At 44.2% G+C, this 18,506-nt stretch carries 18 protein-coding genes and 2 pseudogenes; 17 read left to right on the plus strand and 3 right to left on the minus strand.

The window, feature by feature from the left end; translation table 11 throughout:
* Positions 1 to 9 precede the first annotated feature (9 nt).
* The 4 genes from LOZ80_RS03285 to LOZ80_RS03300 all read left to right on the plus strand — a co-directional run bounded on the left by LOZ80_RS03285 (position 10) and on the right by LOZ80_RS03300 (position 3,359).
* Entirely contained in the window at positions 10 to 1,395 is a 1,386-nt protein-coding gene (locus LOZ80_RS03285; RefSeq protein WP_238170080.1) for an MATE family efflux transporter, read from the plus strand.
* A gap of 65 nt (positions 1,396 to 1,460) precedes the next feature.
* The gene (locus LOZ80_RS03290; protein ID WP_238170081.1) at positions 1,461 to 2,090 is read left to right on the plus strand and encodes a DapH/DapD/GlmU-related protein; all 630 of its coding nucleotides are present in this window, start codon (positions 1,461 to 1,463) and stop codon (positions 2,088 to 2,090) included.
* A gap of 172 nt (positions 2,091 to 2,262) precedes the next feature.
* On the plus strand, positions 2,263 to 2,913 hold the full coding sequence (locus LOZ80_RS03295; protein ID WP_238170082.1) for a sugar O-acetyltransferase: 651 nt from the start codon (positions 2,263 to 2,265) through the stop codon (positions 2,911 to 2,913).
* 170 nt (positions 2,914 to 3,083) lie between these two features.
* Positions 3,084 to 3,359: a MarR family transcriptional regulator gene (locus tag LOZ80_RS03300; RefSeq protein ID WP_238170083.1), complete on the plus strand. Its 276-nt coding sequence runs from the start codon at positions 3,084 to 3,086 to the stop codon at positions 3,357 to 3,359.
* Positions 3,360 to 3,410: 51 nt separating this feature from the next.
* On the opposite strand, the pseudogene LOZ80_RS39360 reads toward LOZ80_RS03300, so the two are convergent.
* Positions 3,411 to 3,764, minus strand: a pseudogene (locus LOZ80_RS39360) (transposase); the annotation flags it as partial.
* Complete coding sequence (locus LOZ80_RS39365; RefSeq protein ID WP_443147044.1) at positions 3,748 to 3,909, minus strand: hypothetical protein; 162 nt, start codon at positions 3,907 to 3,909, stop codon at positions 3,748 to 3,750. The gene LOZ80_RS39365 and the pseudogene LOZ80_RS39360, both read right to left, overlap by 17 nt.
* A 543-nt stretch (positions 3,910 to 4,452) precedes the next feature.
* Here LOZ80_RS39365 and LOZ80_RS03310 point away from each other — a divergent pair.
* From LOZ80_RS03310 to LOZ80_RS39370, 3 genes are all read left to right on the plus strand, one after another.
* Positions 4,453 to 6,027, plus strand: a complete 1,575-nt coding sequence (locus tag LOZ80_RS03310) for a multicopper oxidase family protein (RefSeq protein WP_238170084.1) — start codon at positions 4,453 to 4,455, stop codon at positions 6,025 to 6,027.
* 420 nt (positions 6,028 to 6,447) lie between these two features.
* Positions 6,448 to 6,753 (plus strand): hypothetical protein, encoded by a 306-nt coding sequence (locus LOZ80_RS03315; RefSeq protein WP_238170085.1) that lies wholly within the window; start codon positions 6,448 to 6,450, stop codon positions 6,751 to 6,753.
* A gap of 372 nt (positions 6,754 to 7,125) precedes the next feature.
* Positions 7,126 to 7,323 carry a hypothetical protein gene (locus LOZ80_RS39370; RefSeq protein WP_443147045.1) on the plus strand — a complete coding sequence of 66 codons (198 nt, stop codon included), beginning with the start codon at positions 7,126 to 7,128 and terminating at the stop codon, positions 7,321 to 7,323.
* 352 nt (positions 7,324 to 7,675) lie between these two features.
* Here the strand turns inward: LOZ80_RS39370 and LOZ80_RS03320 are convergent, their stop codons facing one another.
* Positions 7,676 to 8,575, minus strand: a complete 900-nt coding sequence (locus LOZ80_RS03320) for a ketopantoate reductase family protein (protein ID WP_238170086.1) — start codon at positions 8,573 to 8,575, stop codon at positions 7,676 to 7,678.
* Between the two features lie 160 nt (positions 8,576 to 8,735).
* Between LOZ80_RS03320 and LOZ80_RS03325 the strand changes: the two genes are divergently transcribed.
* The 10 genes and pseudogenes from LOZ80_RS03325 to LOZ80_RS03365 all read left to right on the plus strand — a co-directional run bounded on the left by LOZ80_RS03325 (position 8,736) and on the right by LOZ80_RS03365 (position 18,500).
* On the plus strand, positions 8,736 to 9,335 hold the full coding sequence (locus LOZ80_RS03325; protein WP_238170087.1) for a TetR/AcrR family transcriptional regulator: 600 nt from the start codon (positions 8,736 to 8,738) through the stop codon (positions 9,333 to 9,335).
* Between the two features lie 190 nt (positions 9,336 to 9,525).
* The gene (locus LOZ80_RS03330; protein WP_238170088.1) at positions 9,526 to 9,999 is read left to right on the plus strand and encodes a GNAT family N-acetyltransferase; all 474 of its coding nucleotides are present in this window, start codon (positions 9,526 to 9,528) and stop codon (positions 9,997 to 9,999) included.
* A gap of 677 nt (positions 10,000 to 10,676) precedes the next feature.
* Positions 10,677 to 10,925 (plus strand): hypothetical protein, encoded by a 249-nt coding sequence (locus LOZ80_RS03335; RefSeq protein WP_238170089.1) that lies wholly within the window; start codon positions 10,677 to 10,679, stop codon positions 10,923 to 10,925.
* 512 nt (positions 10,926 to 11,437) lie between these two features.
* Positions 11,438 to 11,959, plus strand: a complete 522-nt coding sequence (locus LOZ80_RS03340) for a TetR/AcrR family transcriptional regulator (protein WP_238170090.1) — start codon at positions 11,438 to 11,440, stop codon at positions 11,957 to 11,959.
* Between the two features lie 228 nt (positions 11,960 to 12,187).
* Positions 12,188 to 13,633, plus strand: coding sequence for an MFS transporter (locus LOZ80_RS03345; protein ID WP_238170091.1), 1,446 nt, complete (start codon positions 12,188 to 12,190; stop codon positions 13,631 to 13,633).
* Between the two features lie 90 nt (positions 13,634 to 13,723).
* The gene (locus LOZ80_RS03350) at positions 13,724 to 14,605 is read left to right on the plus strand and encodes an NAD(P)H-binding protein (protein ID WP_238170092.1); all 882 of its coding nucleotides are present in this window, start codon (positions 13,724 to 13,726) and stop codon (positions 14,603 to 14,605) included.
* 167 nt (positions 14,606 to 14,772) lie between these two features.
* Positions 14,773 to 15,105, plus strand: a complete 333-nt coding sequence (locus LOZ80_RS39375; protein WP_443147046.1) for an SRPBCC family protein — start codon at positions 14,773 to 14,775, stop codon at positions 15,103 to 15,105.
* Between the two features lie 205 nt (positions 15,106 to 15,310).
* Positions 15,311 to 16,795 carry a multicopper oxidase family protein gene (locus LOZ80_RS03355; RefSeq protein ID WP_238170093.1) on the plus strand — a complete coding sequence of 495 codons (1,485 nt, stop codon included), beginning with the start codon at positions 15,311 to 15,313 and terminating at the stop codon, positions 16,793 to 16,795.
* A 73-nt stretch (positions 16,796 to 16,868) separates the two neighbouring features.
* On the plus strand, positions 16,869 to 17,390 hold the full coding sequence (locus LOZ80_RS03360; RefSeq protein ID WP_443147007.1) for a TetR/AcrR family transcriptional regulator: 522 nt from the start codon (positions 16,869 to 16,871) through the stop codon (positions 17,388 to 17,390).
* 134 nt (positions 17,391 to 17,524) lie between these two features.
* Positions 17,525 to 18,500: pseudogene (locus LOZ80_RS03365) on the plus strand (SDR family NAD(P)-dependent oxidoreductase).
* The last annotated feature ends 6 nt before the right edge of the window (positions 18,501 to 18,506 follow it).

The following is an 18,506-nucleotide window of genomic DNA, read 5'->3' on the forward strand; positions in this document are numbered from 1 at the left end:
TGAAATTAGGTGAAAAATCGTATTCAACTAACAACTCCCATGAACCGTGAATTTAATCGGGAGCTTATGAGTCTCGTTATTCCCATTGCATTGCAAAATCTGATCTCAGCTACGGTCATTTCAATAGATGTGGTCATGATGGGCATGATTAGCCAAACTGCGATGTCCGCTGTATCACTCGCAGGACAAACCACCTTTGCGTTGACCTTGTTTTACATGGGGATGTCAACAGGAGCAGGTATTCTTACTGCGCAGTATTGGGGCAAGAAAGATTTAGAAACTATCCAGCGCGTTCTCAGTATTGCCTGCACGTTCTCGCTAGTTATCTCTATTATATTTTTTTCTGTTACGTTTTTAGTTCCGGAGACACTAATGCAATTTTTTACAAAGGATACCGAATTGATAGCGTATGGTTCAAAGTTCTTACAAATGATTTCGTTCTCGTATATTGCCATGGGCCTTTCGCAGATGTATCTCACCGTAATCAGAAGCATGGAAAATGCTCGACTGAGTGCTTCGATTAGCTCTATATGCTTAATTTTGAACATATTGTTTAATGCAATCTGCATCTTTTTTCTGTTTCCGACGATGCCTGAGCTCGCGGTTGCGTCTGTTGCCCTTTCAACGGTACTAGCTCGTTTCATTGAACTAGCCTGCTGTATTCTACATTCCGTTACCAGAGGGTCGATTCGCTTCCGACTTCCCACACCTAAAGGCAGCCAACGTAATTTGTTAAAGGATTTCTGGAAATACACCTTGCCAGTCCAAGGCAATTATATTGTTTGGGGCATTGCTTTAACTGCGACAGCCGCAATTATCGGACATGTAAACTCTGACATGGTTGCAGCGAATTCTGTGGCATCCATGGTTAAGAACTTGGCTGTTGTGCTATGTGGAGGCATTGCCAGCGGCGGGTCTGTATTAATTGGAAAATATTTGGGGCAGGGAGAGATTGAGAAAGCGAAACATGCGGGAAATAGGATGAGCCTGTACGCTTTGATTTTTGGATTTATGGCAGGATGCACGATTTTGCTGCTAAAACCGCTGGTTTTCTCTATCGTGAGCTTGAACACTACTACACAAAATTACTTGGATGGCATGCTGTATATCAGTGCTTTTTATTGTATTGCCAAGTCGATGAATGCCACGATAATTGCGGGTATCTTTACTGCTGGCGGCGATTCTAAATTTGGGTTTTGGTGTGATACTGTTGTGATGTGGGGCATAATATTACCACTTGGCTACTTGTGTGCTTTTGTTTACCAAGTACCCCCCATTGTGTTGTATATCGTAATTAGCTTGGATGAGGTCGTTAAGCTTCCTGTTACTTATATCAGATATCGTCAATACAAATGGTTGAACAATATTACAAGAAACTTTGAACAAGTTAGTTAGAGAAAATGGGTTTTACCAATTTCATATAAATGAAAATATAAATTTTATCCAGAGGAGACTAATGAATGAATATTCAAGAGCGAATGAAGAACGGTCAATTGTTTACCGATCACGATGCTAATTACCCAGAGGAAGCTGCTGCTCTAGCTCGTGCACGCCAGCGTGGCAAGGTTCTGTGCTACGAAATCAATCGATTGCATCCCGATGATTTGGATGGACGGAAATTGTTGATGAAACAGCTTTTTGGGAGCATGGGTGAACATGTATGGATGGAGCCTCCAATCCATTTGTCCTACGGGTCGAATACTACGGTAGGCAATAATGTGTACATCAACTTTAATTTAACGGTTGTCGATGATTATAAGGTTACGATCGGGAATGACGTGATGCTTGGCCCCAATGTAACGATCGCTGTGACCAACCATCCGGTGCACCCGAAAATGCGCAAAGAAGGTGGAATGTTTGCCTTGCCGGTCGTTATCGAAAATGGAGTTTGGATTGGCAGCGGCGTAATCATTTTACCGGGTGTTACAATCGGAAAGGGAAGCGTCATTGGTGGCGGTAGTGTGGTAACTAAAGATATTCCAGCCAATGTAATAGCAGTCGGTAATCCCTGCAAGATCCTCCGAGAGATTACGGATCATGATAAAATCTTTTACTACAAAAACATGCGTTTTGATCAGGTAGAATGGTAAAAACAGTATTTTAAGTATGAAGACTATTTTCAATGAGCGGTCTTTACCCTTACTGGTCAGAGATTAGATGATGTCAGTGAGCACATTAAAAGTGTTCAATTGGCAATTTGCAAAACAATCACCCTACGGCTTTGAGATAAAAGTTTCGGTCGAATAAATTGGAGATGAACATATGACTGAAGAAGAACGAATTTTTAAGGGGATTTTATTTAGTCCTGGTAATCCCGAGTTAAAGGCTATAAAGCTCCGTGCACATAACCTTAGCAGTCAATATAGTCGCACTTTTGAGGATCAGACAGAGGAACGCGAAAAGATACTTGAACAACTGCTTGGCAATATGGGGGAACGTAGCTTCATTCAAGGGCCTATTTTCTTTCATTACGGGGTTCACACAGAAATCGGAAAACACTTCTTTGGCAACTACAATCTTACCGTACAGGACGATGCTAAGGTTACCATTGGGAATAATGTCAGTTTTGGGCCTAATGTAACGATCGTTACACCCATTCATCCGTTCATCGCTTCTGAACGTAGGCAATTGCTTGATCAGAATGGTGATCTTAAGTCGCTATGTTACGCCAAGCCTGTGACGATTGGAAACGATGTGTGGCTATCAGCCAATGTAACGGTATGCGGCGGTGTTACCATTGGAGAAGGATGCGTTATAGGAGCAGGTAGTGTGGTGACTCAAGATATCCCAGAAGGCTCCTTCGCTGCAGGTGTTCCATGCAGAGTAATTCGCCAGATCACGCAAGCGGACAGTATGCGATTTAAACCGGAAGTGTTGGCAGATTGCCGTGTGATTACGGATTTAGAGTCATAACCGTTAACGCAGAACAATAGCTCAATAACATCAGTAGAAGGCTTCAGAGAGCTTATCTCTGCGAACGAGGTAGGATAGTTTATGAGCAATGATGAATTTATTCAAATAAATAATTCATGGAAATATTTGAAGTTAATTAAGTGGAAAAACGGAAAGGAATGAATATTTAAATGGGAGCTTGGGGTCCAGCCATATTTTCAGATGATTTAACGTGTGATATACGTAATGATTTTAAAGATTTAATTGCGGCTGGATTAAGTTCTGAAGAAGTTACTAAAAAGTTATTCGATAGTTACGATATTAAAAAAGTAGATCCAGAAGAATACAATGTTTTCTGGCTTTCATTAGCAGCTACACAGTGGAAAGTTGGTAGATTAAGCGAGGAAGTGAAAGTAAGGGCAATTGAAATAATTGATAACGGAACAGGTCAGAGCCTTTTTGCGTAATGTATCCCGATACTCCGTGCTTTCTTTTTCTCCTGCGAGATAAAGTTTATTTTAAGCTGCTAATGCAAAGATTTTATTGGGGTTGTAGGCTTCATCACTACGAGCCATTCCTACTAAGAGTCGAGCTAGCTTTCCACATAATTTCATAATAGATTTCATCTTTTTGAGTTTTTTTACTTGAACATTATGGTGATGTGAGGCTTTAAATTCTTGGTTACTCATGACCATGCAGATCGTAATTAAATAGAGAAAGTGAGGCAGGCGTGGACGGCCTCAATTACTGAGCTTCAGTTGTCCCTTCCATTTACCCGAGCTTGCTTCAGTCACATTGAGGCCTGCGTGACGGAGTAGAGCATTCCAGTGCGCATAACCTCTAAGATCTCCAGACTCACCTAAAATACCAGCTTTCTTTTTTGTCGCTTTTAGAGCGTGTATTGTCGCGGTTTTCTTTATTCTTTTTAACTAGATGAGGATTAACAAGTACGGCTTCGATTTCTTTGTTTTTTAGCCAACCATCTAGGCTGAACCAGTAGTGACCAGTTGGTTCCATATCAACGATTACTTGGGTTAACTTAAATGAGGCCAACAATATGAATAACGCTAATGTTTTCAATGAGTTGATTTTGCTTATCTTGTGATTTAAACTTCATAGTAGAGCGTCCTCCTGGATGATGGAATTAAAGGGCTTTTGACCCGTAGCGTACTTCCATCGTACAGAGGCATTCGTTTTTTTACAAAGCTGAAATTTATCCATCTACAGGAATCTAACGGATAACGACTACTGAGTGTTAACTTCTTGGAGCAATAGCATAAGCACTCTTTGAGGGAGCATGGCTTTACTGGATGACTCCGAGTTCCCTTTCCTCGGATCGCTGGTATGGATGACTAAAATGTATCACCAAAACTAGGAGTGCACTTGTTTTGGGATCCAATGAAACGGATTGCAGTTGAGGGGGAGGAGGTGCGGGAACAGAGTTCCATTCATCGATGATAGTTGAATCCGGAAAAGGAAAAATCCATAATTAAACATAGTGGGACCCCTCTCGTTCATACGCTTTCTTAAGGTATTAAACATGAGGAGGTCTCCACCCATATGCCCGTAAAAGTAAAACTTCAAAAATTCGTCGATAAACTGCCGATTCCCAAAACCATTTCCCCGATCAAACGAGACAATAAAGGTTCGTATTATGAAGTAACCATGAGGGAATTTACCCAAAAACTACATCGCGATCTTGGGCCTACCCGATTATGGGGTTACAACGGAATGTACCCGGGCCCTACATTCGATGTGATGAAGGATGAAACGACATATGTCAAATGGATGAATGATTTGCCCAAAAAGCATTTTCTCCCCGTCGATACGACCATTCATGGTGCAGAAAAAACACTTCCACAGGTAAGGACAGTGGTTCATTTACACGGTGGAAAACAGCATGACCATAGTGATGGATACCCTGATGCTTGGTTTACGAGAAATTTTGAACAAACAGGACCAAAGTTTCAAAGAAAAGTATGCGAGTATCCCAATCTTGAAGCCACTACGTTATTTTATCATGACCACACAATGGGTATTACGAGATTGAACAATTATGCGGGACTTGGAGGTTTTTTTATCATTCGTGATGAGCATGAAAAATCCCTGAATCTACCGACGGGAAAATATGAAATCCCTCTTATGATTCAGGATCGCTCGTTTAACCCGGACGGTTCGCTCTTTTACCCTTCTACTCCCGATAAAAACAATCGTCGTCTTCCTTATCCTTCAATTGTCACACCTTTTGACGCAGATTACATTTTGGTAAACGGCAAAGTATCCCCCTATTTTGAAGTAGAACCGCGAAAATACCGATTTCGGATGTTAAATTACTGTAATAGTCGAGCTATTACATTCAAACTGGACTCTGGACAGCCATTTTATCAAATTGGAACAGATCGCGGCTTACTGGAGAAACCAGTGAAAATGAATGAGATCCTCCTCTTAACGACCGAACGTGCGGATGTGATCGTTGATTTTTCTCGATCCTTTGGCAAAACGATTATTCTTAAAAATGTCTTCAAGGGTGCCTCCCCCGAAACAACCGATGTCATGCAGTTTAAAGTAACCACTCCGTTAAAAGGCAAAGATGCCAGCTCCCTTCCTGATCAATTAACGAAAATTGATTTCCTTTCTAGAGAGATGTCAAAAAGAACAAGAGATCTCACACTCGTTAGGGTGGAAGATGAATATGGAAGATCGCTAAATTTACTTGACAGTAAAATGTGGAATGATCCTATATCCGAGAAAATGGACTTAGGAACTGTTGAAATCTGGCGGTTAATTAATCTGTCTGCGGATGACCACCCCATCCATCTACATGTCGTTGACATGCAAATTCTAGAGCGCCAGCCTTTTGACGATGCTCACTTCCAAGCCACAGATAAACTTAAGTTTACAGGACCTGCGGTTCCTCCTGAACCTAACGAGAGGGGCTTTAAAGATACGATTCGTGCTCCCGCTGGTTACGTGACCTCTTTTATCGCAAGATTCGATCCTTTCGCTGGACTTTTTGTATGGCATTGTCACATGCTCGAACATGAAGATTACGATATGATGCGACCATTTGAAATAGAGAAGAAAAAAAGTAGACTTAAAAATATACTAATGAGAATGATTAACGGCAAACTATAGCATCATGACACAGGCTGCCGGCATAACATTAGTAGCCTGTTGAGCGATTTGACAGAAGAGTTCACTACATGGGACAGCCTATTTTACATCTCATTTCGAACTTGTTATGACAGAAGCCCATACAATACATGGTTAAATGTTCTATATCATCATTAACGGAGGACAACACATATGGGCTTTCACGGAGGCTTGGGAGGCTTTGAGCACGGAGGTTTTGGAAGTCCATTTGGTAATCCTTTCTTTTTCCGCCAACCGTATCAGGGAACACCTTACCATTTCTCCCCTGGGCAGCCAACCTTGCCTTACGTAGAAACACCCCACCACATGTACCCGGTGCAACATATGGAACCTCAATTTTACACGAGCAACCAAAATGATCTGTGTATCTGATTAATTGAGGATTTCTTTCAAAAAGAATTAATGGATAACAAAGTAAAAAAAGAGCCGTACGACAAATTCGCACGACTCCGTTTAATCTTATTGGTTATCGTCGCGTCCTCCTTGCCAATTACCGCCTTGATGTTGACCTGGTTGAGGCATTCCTTGCCATCCGCCCTGCTGACCATGCCATTGGCCATGATGCATCCCATGGTATGGCATTGGGTGATGGGGATGTTGAGTTGGATGAATAATCACATGATGGAAGTGGTGATGGTGATGTATTTGGTGAGGGTGTTGTTGGTGTGGTTGATTGTAACTCATTGGGTAATCTCCTCCAAATTTTGATACATTAACCTATGTGAAATTGTAATAATTGGATGCTTGACTTTATCTATTTGGGCGTGTTTGAACGATCCTGGGCAATAAAACGATAATAATCAAATACCTCAGCCAAGCTAACCTGAAATTTTAGAATGCAGATTCTGCTCAAGAGATGAACTTCCTAAACCGATTAGTGATTTCACATGTAAGCGTATTGAGGATGCATTAAATCATGAAAGACAGCACCTTTTCCATACTGTGGGACCAAGAAAGGGGGTTGAATAATAAGTTGTTCAACTAACGAAGAACGTTAGTTCAAGAGTAAGGGGTGGACTCATGTTTGAACTTCATGGATGGATTGTATTGAGATACCATACTCATGATACAAATGAAAACATGCAAGATAGAGCTTACAGTAATCTCATCAACTATTTGAAAGTTGTAGATACTGAAGGACTCTCGAGTATTAAACGAAGGAATGGGTTAGATTCTTGGACCATTTCTGGCTTACATAATCATAGCTCGAGTTATGTGCTCGAAATATATAAGTGGGTTTCAGAAAACCCCCCTGGCTCGTGGGATTATTACTCATGAGACAGACAGTTTTCTGTCTCCATATATCCCAGTAGTTGAGGATGAATATGACCCGAATAGAAATGATTAGTATTGGTTTATTTATTAAACGAACGGGCAGTTTAGCGTGGTGGTGGACATCTGGGGTAGATATTCGTTTTATTTTGTTCATTGAAAAATAAGTTTTAGACAGACCCTCAATAAAAAATAGCGGTAGCATTGGACGAGAAAATAAAGTCCTAGACTACCGCCTGTTTTATTGAGCTATTGTTTCCCATTAGAGTTCAAACGTATTGAATAGGAAGAACCCAATCATTTATCTTAGATGCCACTATGGTTACTTCAGTATCCGGTTTGCAGTCCTATGTTTAGTCTATGGTGATGTCATACCAATTTGATATCTTTTATGAAACATTTCATCTAATAACATTATTTCTGCTTTTTGGCTGACGGCATGGTTCCCAAACTTTACATCAATAATAAAGTCATTGTTGAGCATCTGGTGGTAACGGGAAATAATATCGTTTTCGGGTAATTCCCCCATTGCCTTCGTTTCGGGTGGGATTACCGGAATTCCGGCTTGCTCTACCAGGTGAATGTTTTGTTTAATATCTGCGGCGATCTTGCTTAGAGTGCTTACACTCCTTGCTGACTCTAAATCCACCATTCCGTCATTCGTATAGAAATGCTTGTTGACGATAGCCAATGCAGTATGTGAAATATGGAATGCCTGAATGTCTTTTTGGATTTCATATTGCAAATCCACCGATTCAAATATTTGGGCAAGCTCTTTCACTCTTTCGGTAGTCAATCCATTTATTTCACCAAAAATGGTTCCTTGATGTTTTTCGGAACCGAATTGGGCATATAGAACATCCTCTTTGATGTCTCCACCCGCCCCCGGGAATCCTGGGAGTAACCGGTCCCCCACGATTTCAAGCCAGCTGTCATATCCAATGGTGTTGGTCAAGGTGACAATGGATTTGCTCTGATTATTCTTGATCACAGTTAGGGCAGATTCGGCCTGATCATATCGTACTGGAACAAAAATAAAATCATATATGTCGTCGTTATCAAGCTTTTCTATCGTCTTGATCGGTATTTGCTTTATTGTTCCATTATCGTTGTATCGCAGTCCGTTCCTTTTCAGTGCATCCAGTCTCTTTCCTCGCGCCAGCATTGTTACGTCCAGTCCGTACTGTGCAAATCGGAGAGCGTATACACTACCAATCACACCAGCACCAAATATCAAAAGTCTCTTTTTTGTGTTCATTATGTTCCTTCCTTTCAGTAAATTCGTCACAAATTGTTTAAGCAACATCTGTCTGGTAAAATAATATTACTGTATTCTTATGAATTCAACAGGCAGATTCAGTGGAAAGTTGCATAGACAACACATTATGATATTTGATGTTTTAGAAGGGGATATGCATGTGGTAAATCAGCAAGATCCAAGGGTTTTACGCACACGAAAGTTAATAAGGGAAACATTCAGAGATTTGTTGCGGAGTAAAGAATTTGATGCAATAGCCATAAAGGATATCGCACAGAAAGCTACCATTAACCGCGCCACCTTTTATGCCCATTATGAAGATAAATATGCTTTGCTTGAAGAAATCACAGAACAGGTTTTTCGTGAGATGATTCCCGAGCAAGTGATGAATGCGCGGGAGTTTACAATTGAAATATGTGACCAGTTGATCTTGCTGACACACCACTACATAGTGGATTTTTATCAGGTATGCAGAATGGATTCCAAATCGATTGCTGCGCTTGTGGATGAAAAGGTAAAGAAGATGTTGCAGCAAATAATTGAAAGCATTTTTTCGAAAGGGCACTATACGGACCGCCACCATACAAAGATCATTTCGGCTATGACAGGCTCAGCGATCTATGGTGCTGCGCATTATTGGTTAACTGTTGGGGAAAATAATCGAACCGATTTACTTATAGACATTGTTCGTCCCTATGTAATGAATGGTCTGGGGCTGTATAGCAATTGCGATGAATATAATAGGATGAATAAAGCATAAGAATCAATGATTATCACGAGTTTAAACTAAAAGGTAACTATAGCTCAATCATGACATACGGCAGCCGGCATACGATCGGCTGCCGTTGTCTGTTGAAGTAACGAGCAGGATAATTCCACTATATGGTATTATTAAAGGTGCAATAATTGCATTAAAAGTAAATTAACTCTCTTAATTTAAAGGAGTTTTTATGAAAGTTGTGAATGCTATAAAGGATGATCTGATCGTATGGTTGGAATTGGCCTCTGAAGTTGAGTACTTATTTGGTCCAATGGTAAGTGATCCAAAATTTATTCAGGCAATAGAGAAAAATATTAATCAATGCAGTGCATTTTGTGTGAGGGAAAAAGATGGATTGCCAGGATCACGCTTACTCGGTGGAGTTTTATTTTCGTCAGCAGGTGCCCCAAGCTATAAGATTGGGTGGCTAGCTGTTTCATCTCGAGCGAGAAACAAAGGTATAGCAACGGAACTACTAAGACATATATTGAAACTTGTTGATGTCCCAGCAGAAATATCAGTTACTACATTTGGCGATGAAATTCCAGACGGACGACCTGCAAGGAAGTTATATCAGAAGTTCGGATTTGTGCCTCAAGAGGAGTCAATTCCAAATGGTCCAGAAGGCGGCAGTCGTCAAAAATTCAAACTAATCATCAAATAGAGGCATAAACTAACGAGGGACGATAGTTGAAACAAACCAAGGAGAAGATGCCACGGCAGCTGCTCCTTTTTGCCATTAAGCTATTGTGCAGATTAACGCAATAAAGATCTTGAAGCAAACTCAGTAATAAGGTGAAATTATCCATATTTGCGGCATATTCTTTTTCTTTAACGTACGAAGGAGAATGTTTATGAAACATTCATTTCTCATTCAACCAAACCGACTACATTGGGTATTATTGTTCAATGCATTCAACCATTGCATTTTAGCTACTCTACATCTGATCAAAAATAACGCATTGGAGGCCCTGGTTAACATCTTGATAGCATGCTTGTAATTTACATGATTGTCATGATTGTTTCGTTCATTTCGACTTGTGAAATTTCAAATTGAAAACGACGTCCTAATACTTGGCAATAGGACTCTGCATCATAAGGGATTGAAGGCTATCTCGTTCTCTTCCAAGCAGAGATCGATCTGGTTCTATGTGAATGGATGGGTGCGCCTAGGTTATCGAGTAAGCAAGGACGAATCCTACGAAGAATTGGCGCTTTCGCTTCGGGCATGGGCCTATCGTTATCAAATCCAAGTAAAGCAATTAAACTAACTGGGAACTATAGTTGAGGAGCTTGCCAAAAATAGCAGCTCCTTTTCTTTTGTTGGGACGGGCAGGATAGTTGAAATTGCAACATTCATGCTGGGATGTTCAATGGGAAAACGCAAAAGTAAGCATGTCCCGTCAACCTGATTATAAAATTCTTACCTTCAATGTAGTTCTAACAATTTCTTATAAACCAGTAACTTATGCCGTTTGGCTATCTCCAAAGAAAGACATATTAGAAGTAATTATTGAAGGTCAGTCCAAGTATGGGAAAGTTACTAAAGAAGAGGTTAAAAAGCTACTTTCAATATTGGAAACGCCTTGAGAAGCTAACTGGATTAAGCTAACGACGAACGATAGTTGAGGGGCTTGCTTCGTGGCAGCTCCTCTTTTGTTTATTAAAGTAACGGGAGTATAGTGGAGCAAATCACATATGGTATGCAGTGGTTCATATGATAAATATGAATCGATTGCAGAAGAATAAAAAGGAGGAAGATTATGAAAAGTAGGTTGCTTGAAGTATTTATATCTATTGTGCTTGGCTTTTTTTCAGGAATATTACTAAGTGGTAACGGGATACATATTGAAGAAAGCGGCATTCATATTTTACTCGGATGCATCTTCTGGATAAACGTCATCACGTATCTAAGAAGTAAATAAACGTTGTTGAACTAACGGAAAACGATAGTTAAATGAACATTCGAAGGTTACCGACATTAATCAGTTAGGAAGCCTCCCGATGAGATTGAAATGTCTAATACGGTTGCATTGTCGCCGCGGCCTTTGTATACTGGATTTATAATTGATCAATCACTCTCAAATTGGAGGAGAACATAGATGGCTAAATCAGAAGCAACATCGGTGAATCGCAAATCCGATATTATTTCCGCGGCGATCGAAGTGTTCGCGGAAGTTGGCTATTTTCGGGCTACGACGGCACAGGTGGCCAAAAGGGCGAAAATCTCGCAGCCCTACGTATTCCGATTCTTTGCGACCAAGGAAACTCTGCTATTAGCCGCGCTGGAGGCATCTTGGAGCCGGGTAATTGAATCGTTCCGCCAGGTGGTGGAGACGACTTCTCCGGAATTGCTAGAGACGAAGCTTATTCAGGAGTATGTGAACATTCAAGCGATGTACCAGAACGAGATGCTCTTGCAGATGCAGGCACAGACCATTAGGGAGGACGCCATCCAACAGACGATGTGCAACGCCTATAAGGATATCCGCAATATGATTCTGGTGGCGTTCCGTGATGCCGGTATGGAAAATGCTGAAGAACGGGCGATGCTGTTCCTCGCACGTGGAGTGCTGTGCAATGTTGCCGTCGCGATTAATCTACCCGAATTGATGAAGGGATAAGGGGAGATTTTCTCTCTAAAAAATAGTTATTGACCAATCACTAACAATCCTTTATAGTAAGTTCAAGGAGTTAGTGATTGATCAATTACAAATTAAAAAGCTGAGGTGATCAAGGCACGCTGTAAACAAAGTTGATGAATTTAGATGCCCCCTACTTACAAACGGTTAGACTGTATAAAAATTTTTAAAAGAAATTAATTGATCAATCAATAACAGGAGGAAATTATTATGAATTCTATGGTTCAACCGGTAACCGCGAATCGTTCTTACACGTTGAAGTATCGGTGGTGGGCCCTGATCGCGCTGGCCCTCGCGCAATTCCTGGTCGTGCTGGATGCGTCCATCGTCAATATTGCGCTTCCCGCTCTCGGCTCGGAGCTTCATCTGAGCACTAGTACACTGAGTTGGGTCATTACGGCTTATGTATTACCCTTCGGGGGCTTGCTGCTTCTCGGCGGAAGGCTGTCGGATCGCTTCGGGCATCGCAGGTTATTCATGATCGGGGTGACTGGATTCGCACTTGCGTCAGCCGCGGCTGGTCTGGCTACCTCGGGAGCTTGGCTGCTCACGGCGAGAGCGGTTCAAGGCGCATCGGCCGCCCTACTCGCCCCGGCTGCTCTGGCTCTCGTTACGAAGCTGTTCACGAATCCGCGGGATCGGGCCAAGGCACTCGGCATCTGGGGTGCAGTTGCAGGTATTGGCAGTGTGGCGGGCGTCTTGTTGGGCGGTGTACTGACAGATTCGCTTGGTTGGTCTTCAGTGTTCTATGTGAATGTCCCTGTAGTAGCTTTGGTTCTGGTGGCGGTTCCTTATCTTATTCCCAAAGATGCGCACGTCGAACGAGTAAGTCTGGATGCGTCAGGGTCCGCTACGGTAACGATTGGAATCGTAGCACTAGTCGCCGCGCTCTCCGGTACGGATCGGGTCGGGTGGACGTCCCCGCAGACACTGATTCTCGCAGGCTTGGCGGTTGTGCTGCTTGGATCGTTCATCTTCATTGAGAAGCGCGCTTCGAATCCGCTTATGCCGCTAGGCATCTTCCGCAACAAATCCGTAACGGGCGGCAATCTGTCGATGTTCCTTATCGGAGGAGCAACGACAGGACTGTTCTTCGCTCTCTCGGTTTACATGCAGCAAGTGCTTCATTATGATGCGTTAAAAGCAGGCCTTACCCAGCTCCCGCTGGCTGGCTCGCTAGTCGTGATTGCCGGAGTAGTTCCGGCTGTGGTCAAGGTTATTGGAACGCGCAAGACGCTGGCGGCGTCACTGTTTCTGCTTGCCGTAGGCCTGATTTGGCTCTCCTTTTCGCCTAGCGACGCTTCGTTCGCTGTTAATCTGCTAGGCCCATCCATCTTGATGGGAATTGGATTGGGAGGAGCCTTCATCTCCGGAACGGAACTAGCGGTCCACGGCGTGGCGGACGATGAAGCGGGGCTAGCAAGCGGCTTTGTCAATACGAGCCAACAGATCGGTGGAGCCATCGGACTCGCGGTGCTTACGACGTTAGCCTCGGCTCGCATCGATCGCTTGCTTGGCGACGGGGTAACCGAAGCGCAAGCATTAACCGGCGGTTTTTCCTGGGTGTTCCTCGGAGCTGCTGCATTCGCGCTCATCGGGGCAATAGCGGTCCTCGTGGTTGTGCGACCACTGCCCTCTTTTAAAGTTAGTGATTGATCAATTAAATAATATCCAGCACCGTATAGACTAGTAACCAAGTAAGGCAAAGACAATAGAGTCTAAAAAATCCTAATAGGAGTGACCCAAATGTTAAAAGGAATGGTAGTTAGAGCAGGCAGCGGTTGGGGAAGGGTGCTTGTCAAACGATTGATCGAGGAGAATGTCGAAGTCGTCGCCTATTCCAGCTCGCAACGGAAGCTGGAAACCCTGCAGATGAACATCTCCTCCCCTCTTCTGCGAATAGTGAGAGGAGATGTCGGTAACCCGGACGAACTGCTAGACGCCGCGAACGGCGTGAACGTTATTTTCTGCGGAGTCTACTTAACCTACGATGACAAGCCGGAAAAAGTCCACCAGATGCTCGAATTCGTTCGGAGCGTCTCCGCGGCAATCGGAGCTAAATTGGTAATCGTGGAAGGGGTCTATCGACCTGCCGACGTGAAGGAATCGGCGAACGTCCCCTGTCCTAATTCGATGCGAATCTTCAGTCCAGAGTTGTATGGCGAGGCCGCTTCCAACACGCTTATTCATTACGCGCTTCGTAAAATTGTTCAAGGGAAGTCCGTCAAGCTGCCCATTGATCCATCCATCAGAAGAGATTATCTATTCGTAGATGATGCCGCCAGGTATGCATATGAGCTGGCTTCGACGGAATCCGCGTATGGGGGTAATTGGCATCTCTGTGGTAATGGCTCGATCTCGCAAGCGGAGCTCCTTGACTTTGCGGGTTCAGTTGTTCAAGTAGCGCCGCGGTTCGAGTCCATCGGAAGGTTGCAGCAGCGTTTGCTGCAGTGGTATGAGCCGAAGACGAGGATCGAGTTGGTTAACTATGAGCGACTCGGCAAGGATTATGGAACCACTAGCATGGCGTATGACGGAGTATCACCAACCTCGTATCAAGAGGGGATAGCCTTAACGGTTAAGCACATGATGGATAAGTATGTAGCAAAGGAGTCCACAGGTAGTTAAAAGTAGTTATTAATCGATCTCTACTGGCAATGCATGTGATGAAATCAAGGTAGTCATTAATCATTTTATAATTCGACGAAAAGAGGCTGAAGAAAATGGAGAAATCAATAGTAATTGGAGTAGACAGCGGGATGTGATCGGAGAATACGGGAGAAATGTTCAATCAGATGGACACGGTCGATGTCGACCGAAAAGCACAAGTCATCGTCCACCTGTCCATTGAAATCGAGGCTACAAAAGAGACCGTATGGAGGATCCAGACTGATATCGAGCAGTGGCCAACTTGGCAGAAAGACATCTCTCATGTGCAGCTATCTGGTCTGATCGCAGTAGGAAACGTGTTCCATTGGGAGACTCATGGGCTGAACATTGCCTCCACCATCCACGAGGTAATCCCGATGCGTCGTATCGTATGGGGGGGGACCGGCGCACGGTATCGAGGGCGTTCACGAGTGGAGCTTCACGCCTACCCCCCAAGGAATCCTCGTGCATACCACTGAGTCTTGGGACGGCCCGCCTGTAGCTGCTGACCCCGATGGGATGCGAGCAGCACTCGAATCCTCGCTTGAAGCCTGGCTCGCAAATCTCAAGATAACAGCCGAGGCAGCTAACTGATTTGATTCGCCCTTAGTTCGATCGGTAAAACAACAGGGGTAACCAATTAAAAGTCAGTAATTAATTAATTATTTTATGGGGGGATTACTTTTGGCTAGAAGAAAAAGCGTAAAACGACTGATCAATATCGGACTATCTTTGATCGTGGTTCTTATGATCGTAGCGGCGTTGACTACTTATTTTTGGCAGATGCGGCTTCAGAAGCCGGATGAGGTCAACATGGCGAACATGGCGGATATGGCGGGAATGACGCACATGGCGCATATGGCGGGCATGGTGGCTTCTGATTCCGAAGAAGGCATGGTGTCCTGTGCCGCAATCACGACGCCGGAATCATCGGGTCCAACACGCAAGTTCGATATGACAGCGGCACGGACGACACTGAAGTTGGATAACGGAAAGACGGCCGATGCCTGGACCTTCAACGGCTCGTCCCCGGGTCCCGAGCTTCGCGTTACGGAGGGTGATCGAGTTGTCGTTACGCTCCATAACAAGGACATCGAGGACGGTGTTACGATTCATTGGCACGGGATTGCTGTTCCATGCTCACAGGATGGTATTGCGGGAGTCACGCAGGATGCCGTGCCACCGGGAGGACAGTTTACGTATACATTTATCGCAACGACACCGGGCACGTACTGGTACCACTCCCACCAGATGAGCTCAATTCAGGCTAGCAAAGGACTTCTGGGCGCGCTGATCATCGAGCCTAAGCAGCAACCTGAATCCAATCCTTCGACAACGGAGGCGACAGCCCTCTATCAACAACTGGGCTCTAACATGCTGGTGAACGGAAGCACGAATGGACTGTCGGTCCCGGGCAAACCGGGCGAACAAGTCAGACTTAGGTTGATCAATGCGGGTAATGGAACGATGGAATTCGACGTCGATGGGGCCCCCTTCCGGGTCATGGCTATGGATGGACATGATTTGAACAACCCTGGACTGCTTAACGGAACGATTGTTCCGGTAGGTGCGGGACAGCGTTATGATTTGCTCATTAAAGTTCCGGAGTTGGGGCAAGTCGTCGTTAATAGCCCTGAGAGCTCGCCGATTACGATAGGCAGCGGAATCCAACCGCAGCATTCGGAAGGTGGGCAGTTATTCTCATTCGTCGATTACGGCACGCCATTACCTAACGATCCCGCCCTGCATATCGAGCCCGATCGACGTTTCGAGCTCAGGCTAGGCCAAACCCTGTTTACCAAGTCTATTAACGGAAAGTCCTTCCATGAGATTCCTCCGATGACCGTAAAGAAAGGAGATCATATTCTCATCACAGTCTCCAACGAAGGCGGAGGAGACCATCCTTTCCATATTCATGGGCATGTGTTCCGCGTCCTAAGCAGGGACGGTGTTGCCTTGCAAGGCAGCCCGGTGTATCTCGATACACTCCTAACAAAGAAGGGCGAGATCTACGAGCTGATGTTGGAAGCCAACAATCCGGGCCTCTGGATGGCGCACTGCCACGATCTCAAGCATGCCTCGATGGGCATGAGCATGATGATTAATTACGAAGGTATCACGACGCCGTACCGGGTGGGAACCCAGTCAGGCAATCTTCCTGACCTATAGAAATAGTGCAATCCATAAGGTGAATGGCATACACGAATTAAACATTTAAATAGTCGTAAAGGAGCTCAAAATTGTGATGAAAGATGCGAAGATATCCTTTAATCGCCGAACCAACATTATTTCAGCAGCAATAGAAGTGTTTGCCGAAATCGGTTATTACAGAGCCACTACGGCACAGGTGGCGCAGCGGGTTCGAATTTCGCAGCCTTACGTATTTCGCTTCTTTGCCACGAAGGAGAAGTTGTTGCTGTCGGCGCTTGAGGTCTCTTGGTCGCGGATTATCGAGTCCTTCCGCCAAGTGGTCGAGTTAGCGCCTTTGGAGCGGCTAGAAGTCGAACTGATCGCAGCCTACGAGAAAATAACGGAATACTATCGCAAGGAAGTATTTCTACAGATGCAGGCGATGACGATTCAAGAAGAAGCAATCCAAGAGGCCATGCGGTACGGGTTCCGGGAGGTGCACCGAATCGTGTTTGAAGCATTCCATGAAGCGAAGATTCCGAATTCTGAAGAGAGAACGATGCTATTCCTGGCTAGAGGGATGCTATGTAACATCGCGGAAGCAATAGGTATGCCCGAATTAAAAGAAACGTAAGGGAGGAAAAGAAAGTCTCCTTCAAAAGAAAGTAAATCCAGTGATTGACTAATCAATAACAAGGTGATAAGATGACTTTAGTTAGTAATTGATCAATCAATAATTGAAACTAAAAAAATATGGAGCTGATGAAAATGGAAAAAGCGATTGTTATTGGAGCAACGGGTGGGACGGGAGCAGCGATTACGGAAGAATTGATCAAACGGGGGATCTGTACCATTGCTTTTGGACGTTCGCGTCAGAAATTGGAGCAGTTAGCTGGAAAGCTAGGTAATCCTAAGCATTTGACGCTTGCCGTGGGGGACGCAATGCGCCCTGAAGATATTATAGCTCAGGCAGGCGATGCAGACGTATTGTTCCATTGCGCGAACGTACCCTATCACGAGATGGTGAACAAACTGATACCGCTAGGCGAATCAGTGATGGAGGCGGCAGAACGGCTTGCGATTAAAGTAGTAGCGATCGACGGGATCTATCCTTATGGGAGAAAACAGATGGATCTTGTCACGGAAGAACATCCAAAGGAGCCTCATACGATAAAAGGAAAAGTTCGTCTGGACTATGAGCGGATGTTGTTCAGTAATCGGTGGACTAAGGCAAAAGTCATGATTGTTCGATTGCCCGATTATTATGGACCTACAGCTAATGAAGCCTCGTATTTAGGTTCAACACTGGAAGCGATAGCTGCTGGAAAAATGGCTTTTTTCGTCGGTAACATGCATGTTCCTCGAGAATTCATCTATTTACCGGATGCGGCTTTGATGGTTGCCGAGCTGGCAGGCAAAGACTTCGCTTTTGGACAGAATTGGCATATACCGGGTGCTGGCCTTATATCAGGGCGAGAGATTGTACGGATCCGCGCAAAAGGCAAGCGGAAAAGTTAAACCGGTCATTCCCTTGAAAAAATTAGGTTTATCGTTGATAGGTATGAGCGTTCCCGTGATGAAAGAAGTCGTCGAGATGCTTTATTTAACCGAAGAGCCGCTGTTGCTAAGTGGAGAAAAATACAAATGGTTCATCGGACCGATCAACGCGACGGCGTTCGAAAAGGGTATTACTGCGACTGTGTTGGCATTGCAGGAGAGTAAGGCATTTATTCCACAAAAATAATTGATT

Source organism: Paenibacillus sp. HWE-109, assembly GCF_022163125.1.
Classification (GTDB): Bacteria; Bacillota; Bacilli; order Paenibacillales; family NBRC-103111; genus Paenibacillus_E.

What these genes read in the sequence shown, in the direction of transcription:
- LOZ80_RS03290 (WP_238170081.1), top strand. Translation starts at nt 1,461, where the DNA reads ATGAATATTCAAGAGCGAATGAAGAACGGTCAATTGTTTACCGATCAC.
- LOZ80_RS03295 (WP_238170082.1), top strand. Translation starts at nt 2,263, where the DNA reads ATGACTGAAGAAGAACGAATTTTTAAGGGGATTTTATTTAGTCCTGGT.
- LOZ80_RS03300 (WP_238170083.1), top strand. Translation starts at nt 3,084, where the DNA reads ATGGGAGCTTGGGGTCCAGCCATATTTTCAGATGATTTAACGTGTGAT.
- LOZ80_RS39365 (WP_443147044.1), bottom strand. Translation starts at nt 3,909, where the DNA reads ATGGAACCAACTGGTCACTACTGGTTCAGCCTAGATGGTTGGCTAAAA.
- LOZ80_RS03310 (WP_238170084.1), top strand. Translation starts at nt 4,453, where the DNA reads ATGCCCGTAAAAGTAAAACTTCAAAAATTCGTCGATAAACTGCCGATT.
- LOZ80_RS03315 (WP_238170085.1), top strand. Translation starts at nt 6,448, where the DNA reads ATGGATAACAAAGTAAAAAAAGAGCCGTACGACAAATTCGCACGACTC.
- LOZ80_RS39370 (WP_443147045.1), top strand. Translation starts at nt 7,126, where the DNA reads ATGCAAGATAGAGCTTACAGTAATCTCATCAACTATTTGAAAGTTGTA.
- LOZ80_RS03320 (WP_238170086.1), bottom strand. Translation starts at nt 8,575, where the DNA reads ATGAACACAAAAAAGAGACTTTTGATATTTGGTGCTGGTGTGATTGGT.
- LOZ80_RS03330 (WP_238170088.1), top strand. Translation starts at nt 9,526, where the DNA reads ATGAAAGTTGTGAATGCTATAAAGGATGATCTGATCGTATGGTTGGAA.
- LOZ80_RS03340 (WP_238170090.1), top strand. Translation starts at nt 11,438, where the DNA reads ATGGCTAAATCAGAAGCAACATCGGTGAATCGCAAATCCGATATTATT.
- LOZ80_RS03345 (WP_238170091.1), top strand. Translation starts at nt 12,188, where the DNA reads ATGAATTCTATGGTTCAACCGGTAACCGCGAATCGTTCTTACACGTTG.
- LOZ80_RS03350 (WP_238170092.1), top strand. Translation starts at nt 13,724, where the DNA reads ATGTTAAAAGGAATGGTAGTTAGAGCAGGCAGCGGTTGGGGAAGGGTG.
- LOZ80_RS39375 (WP_443147046.1), top strand. Translation starts at nt 14,773, where the DNA reads ATGGACACGGTCGATGTCGACCGAAAAGCACAAGTCATCGTCCACCTG.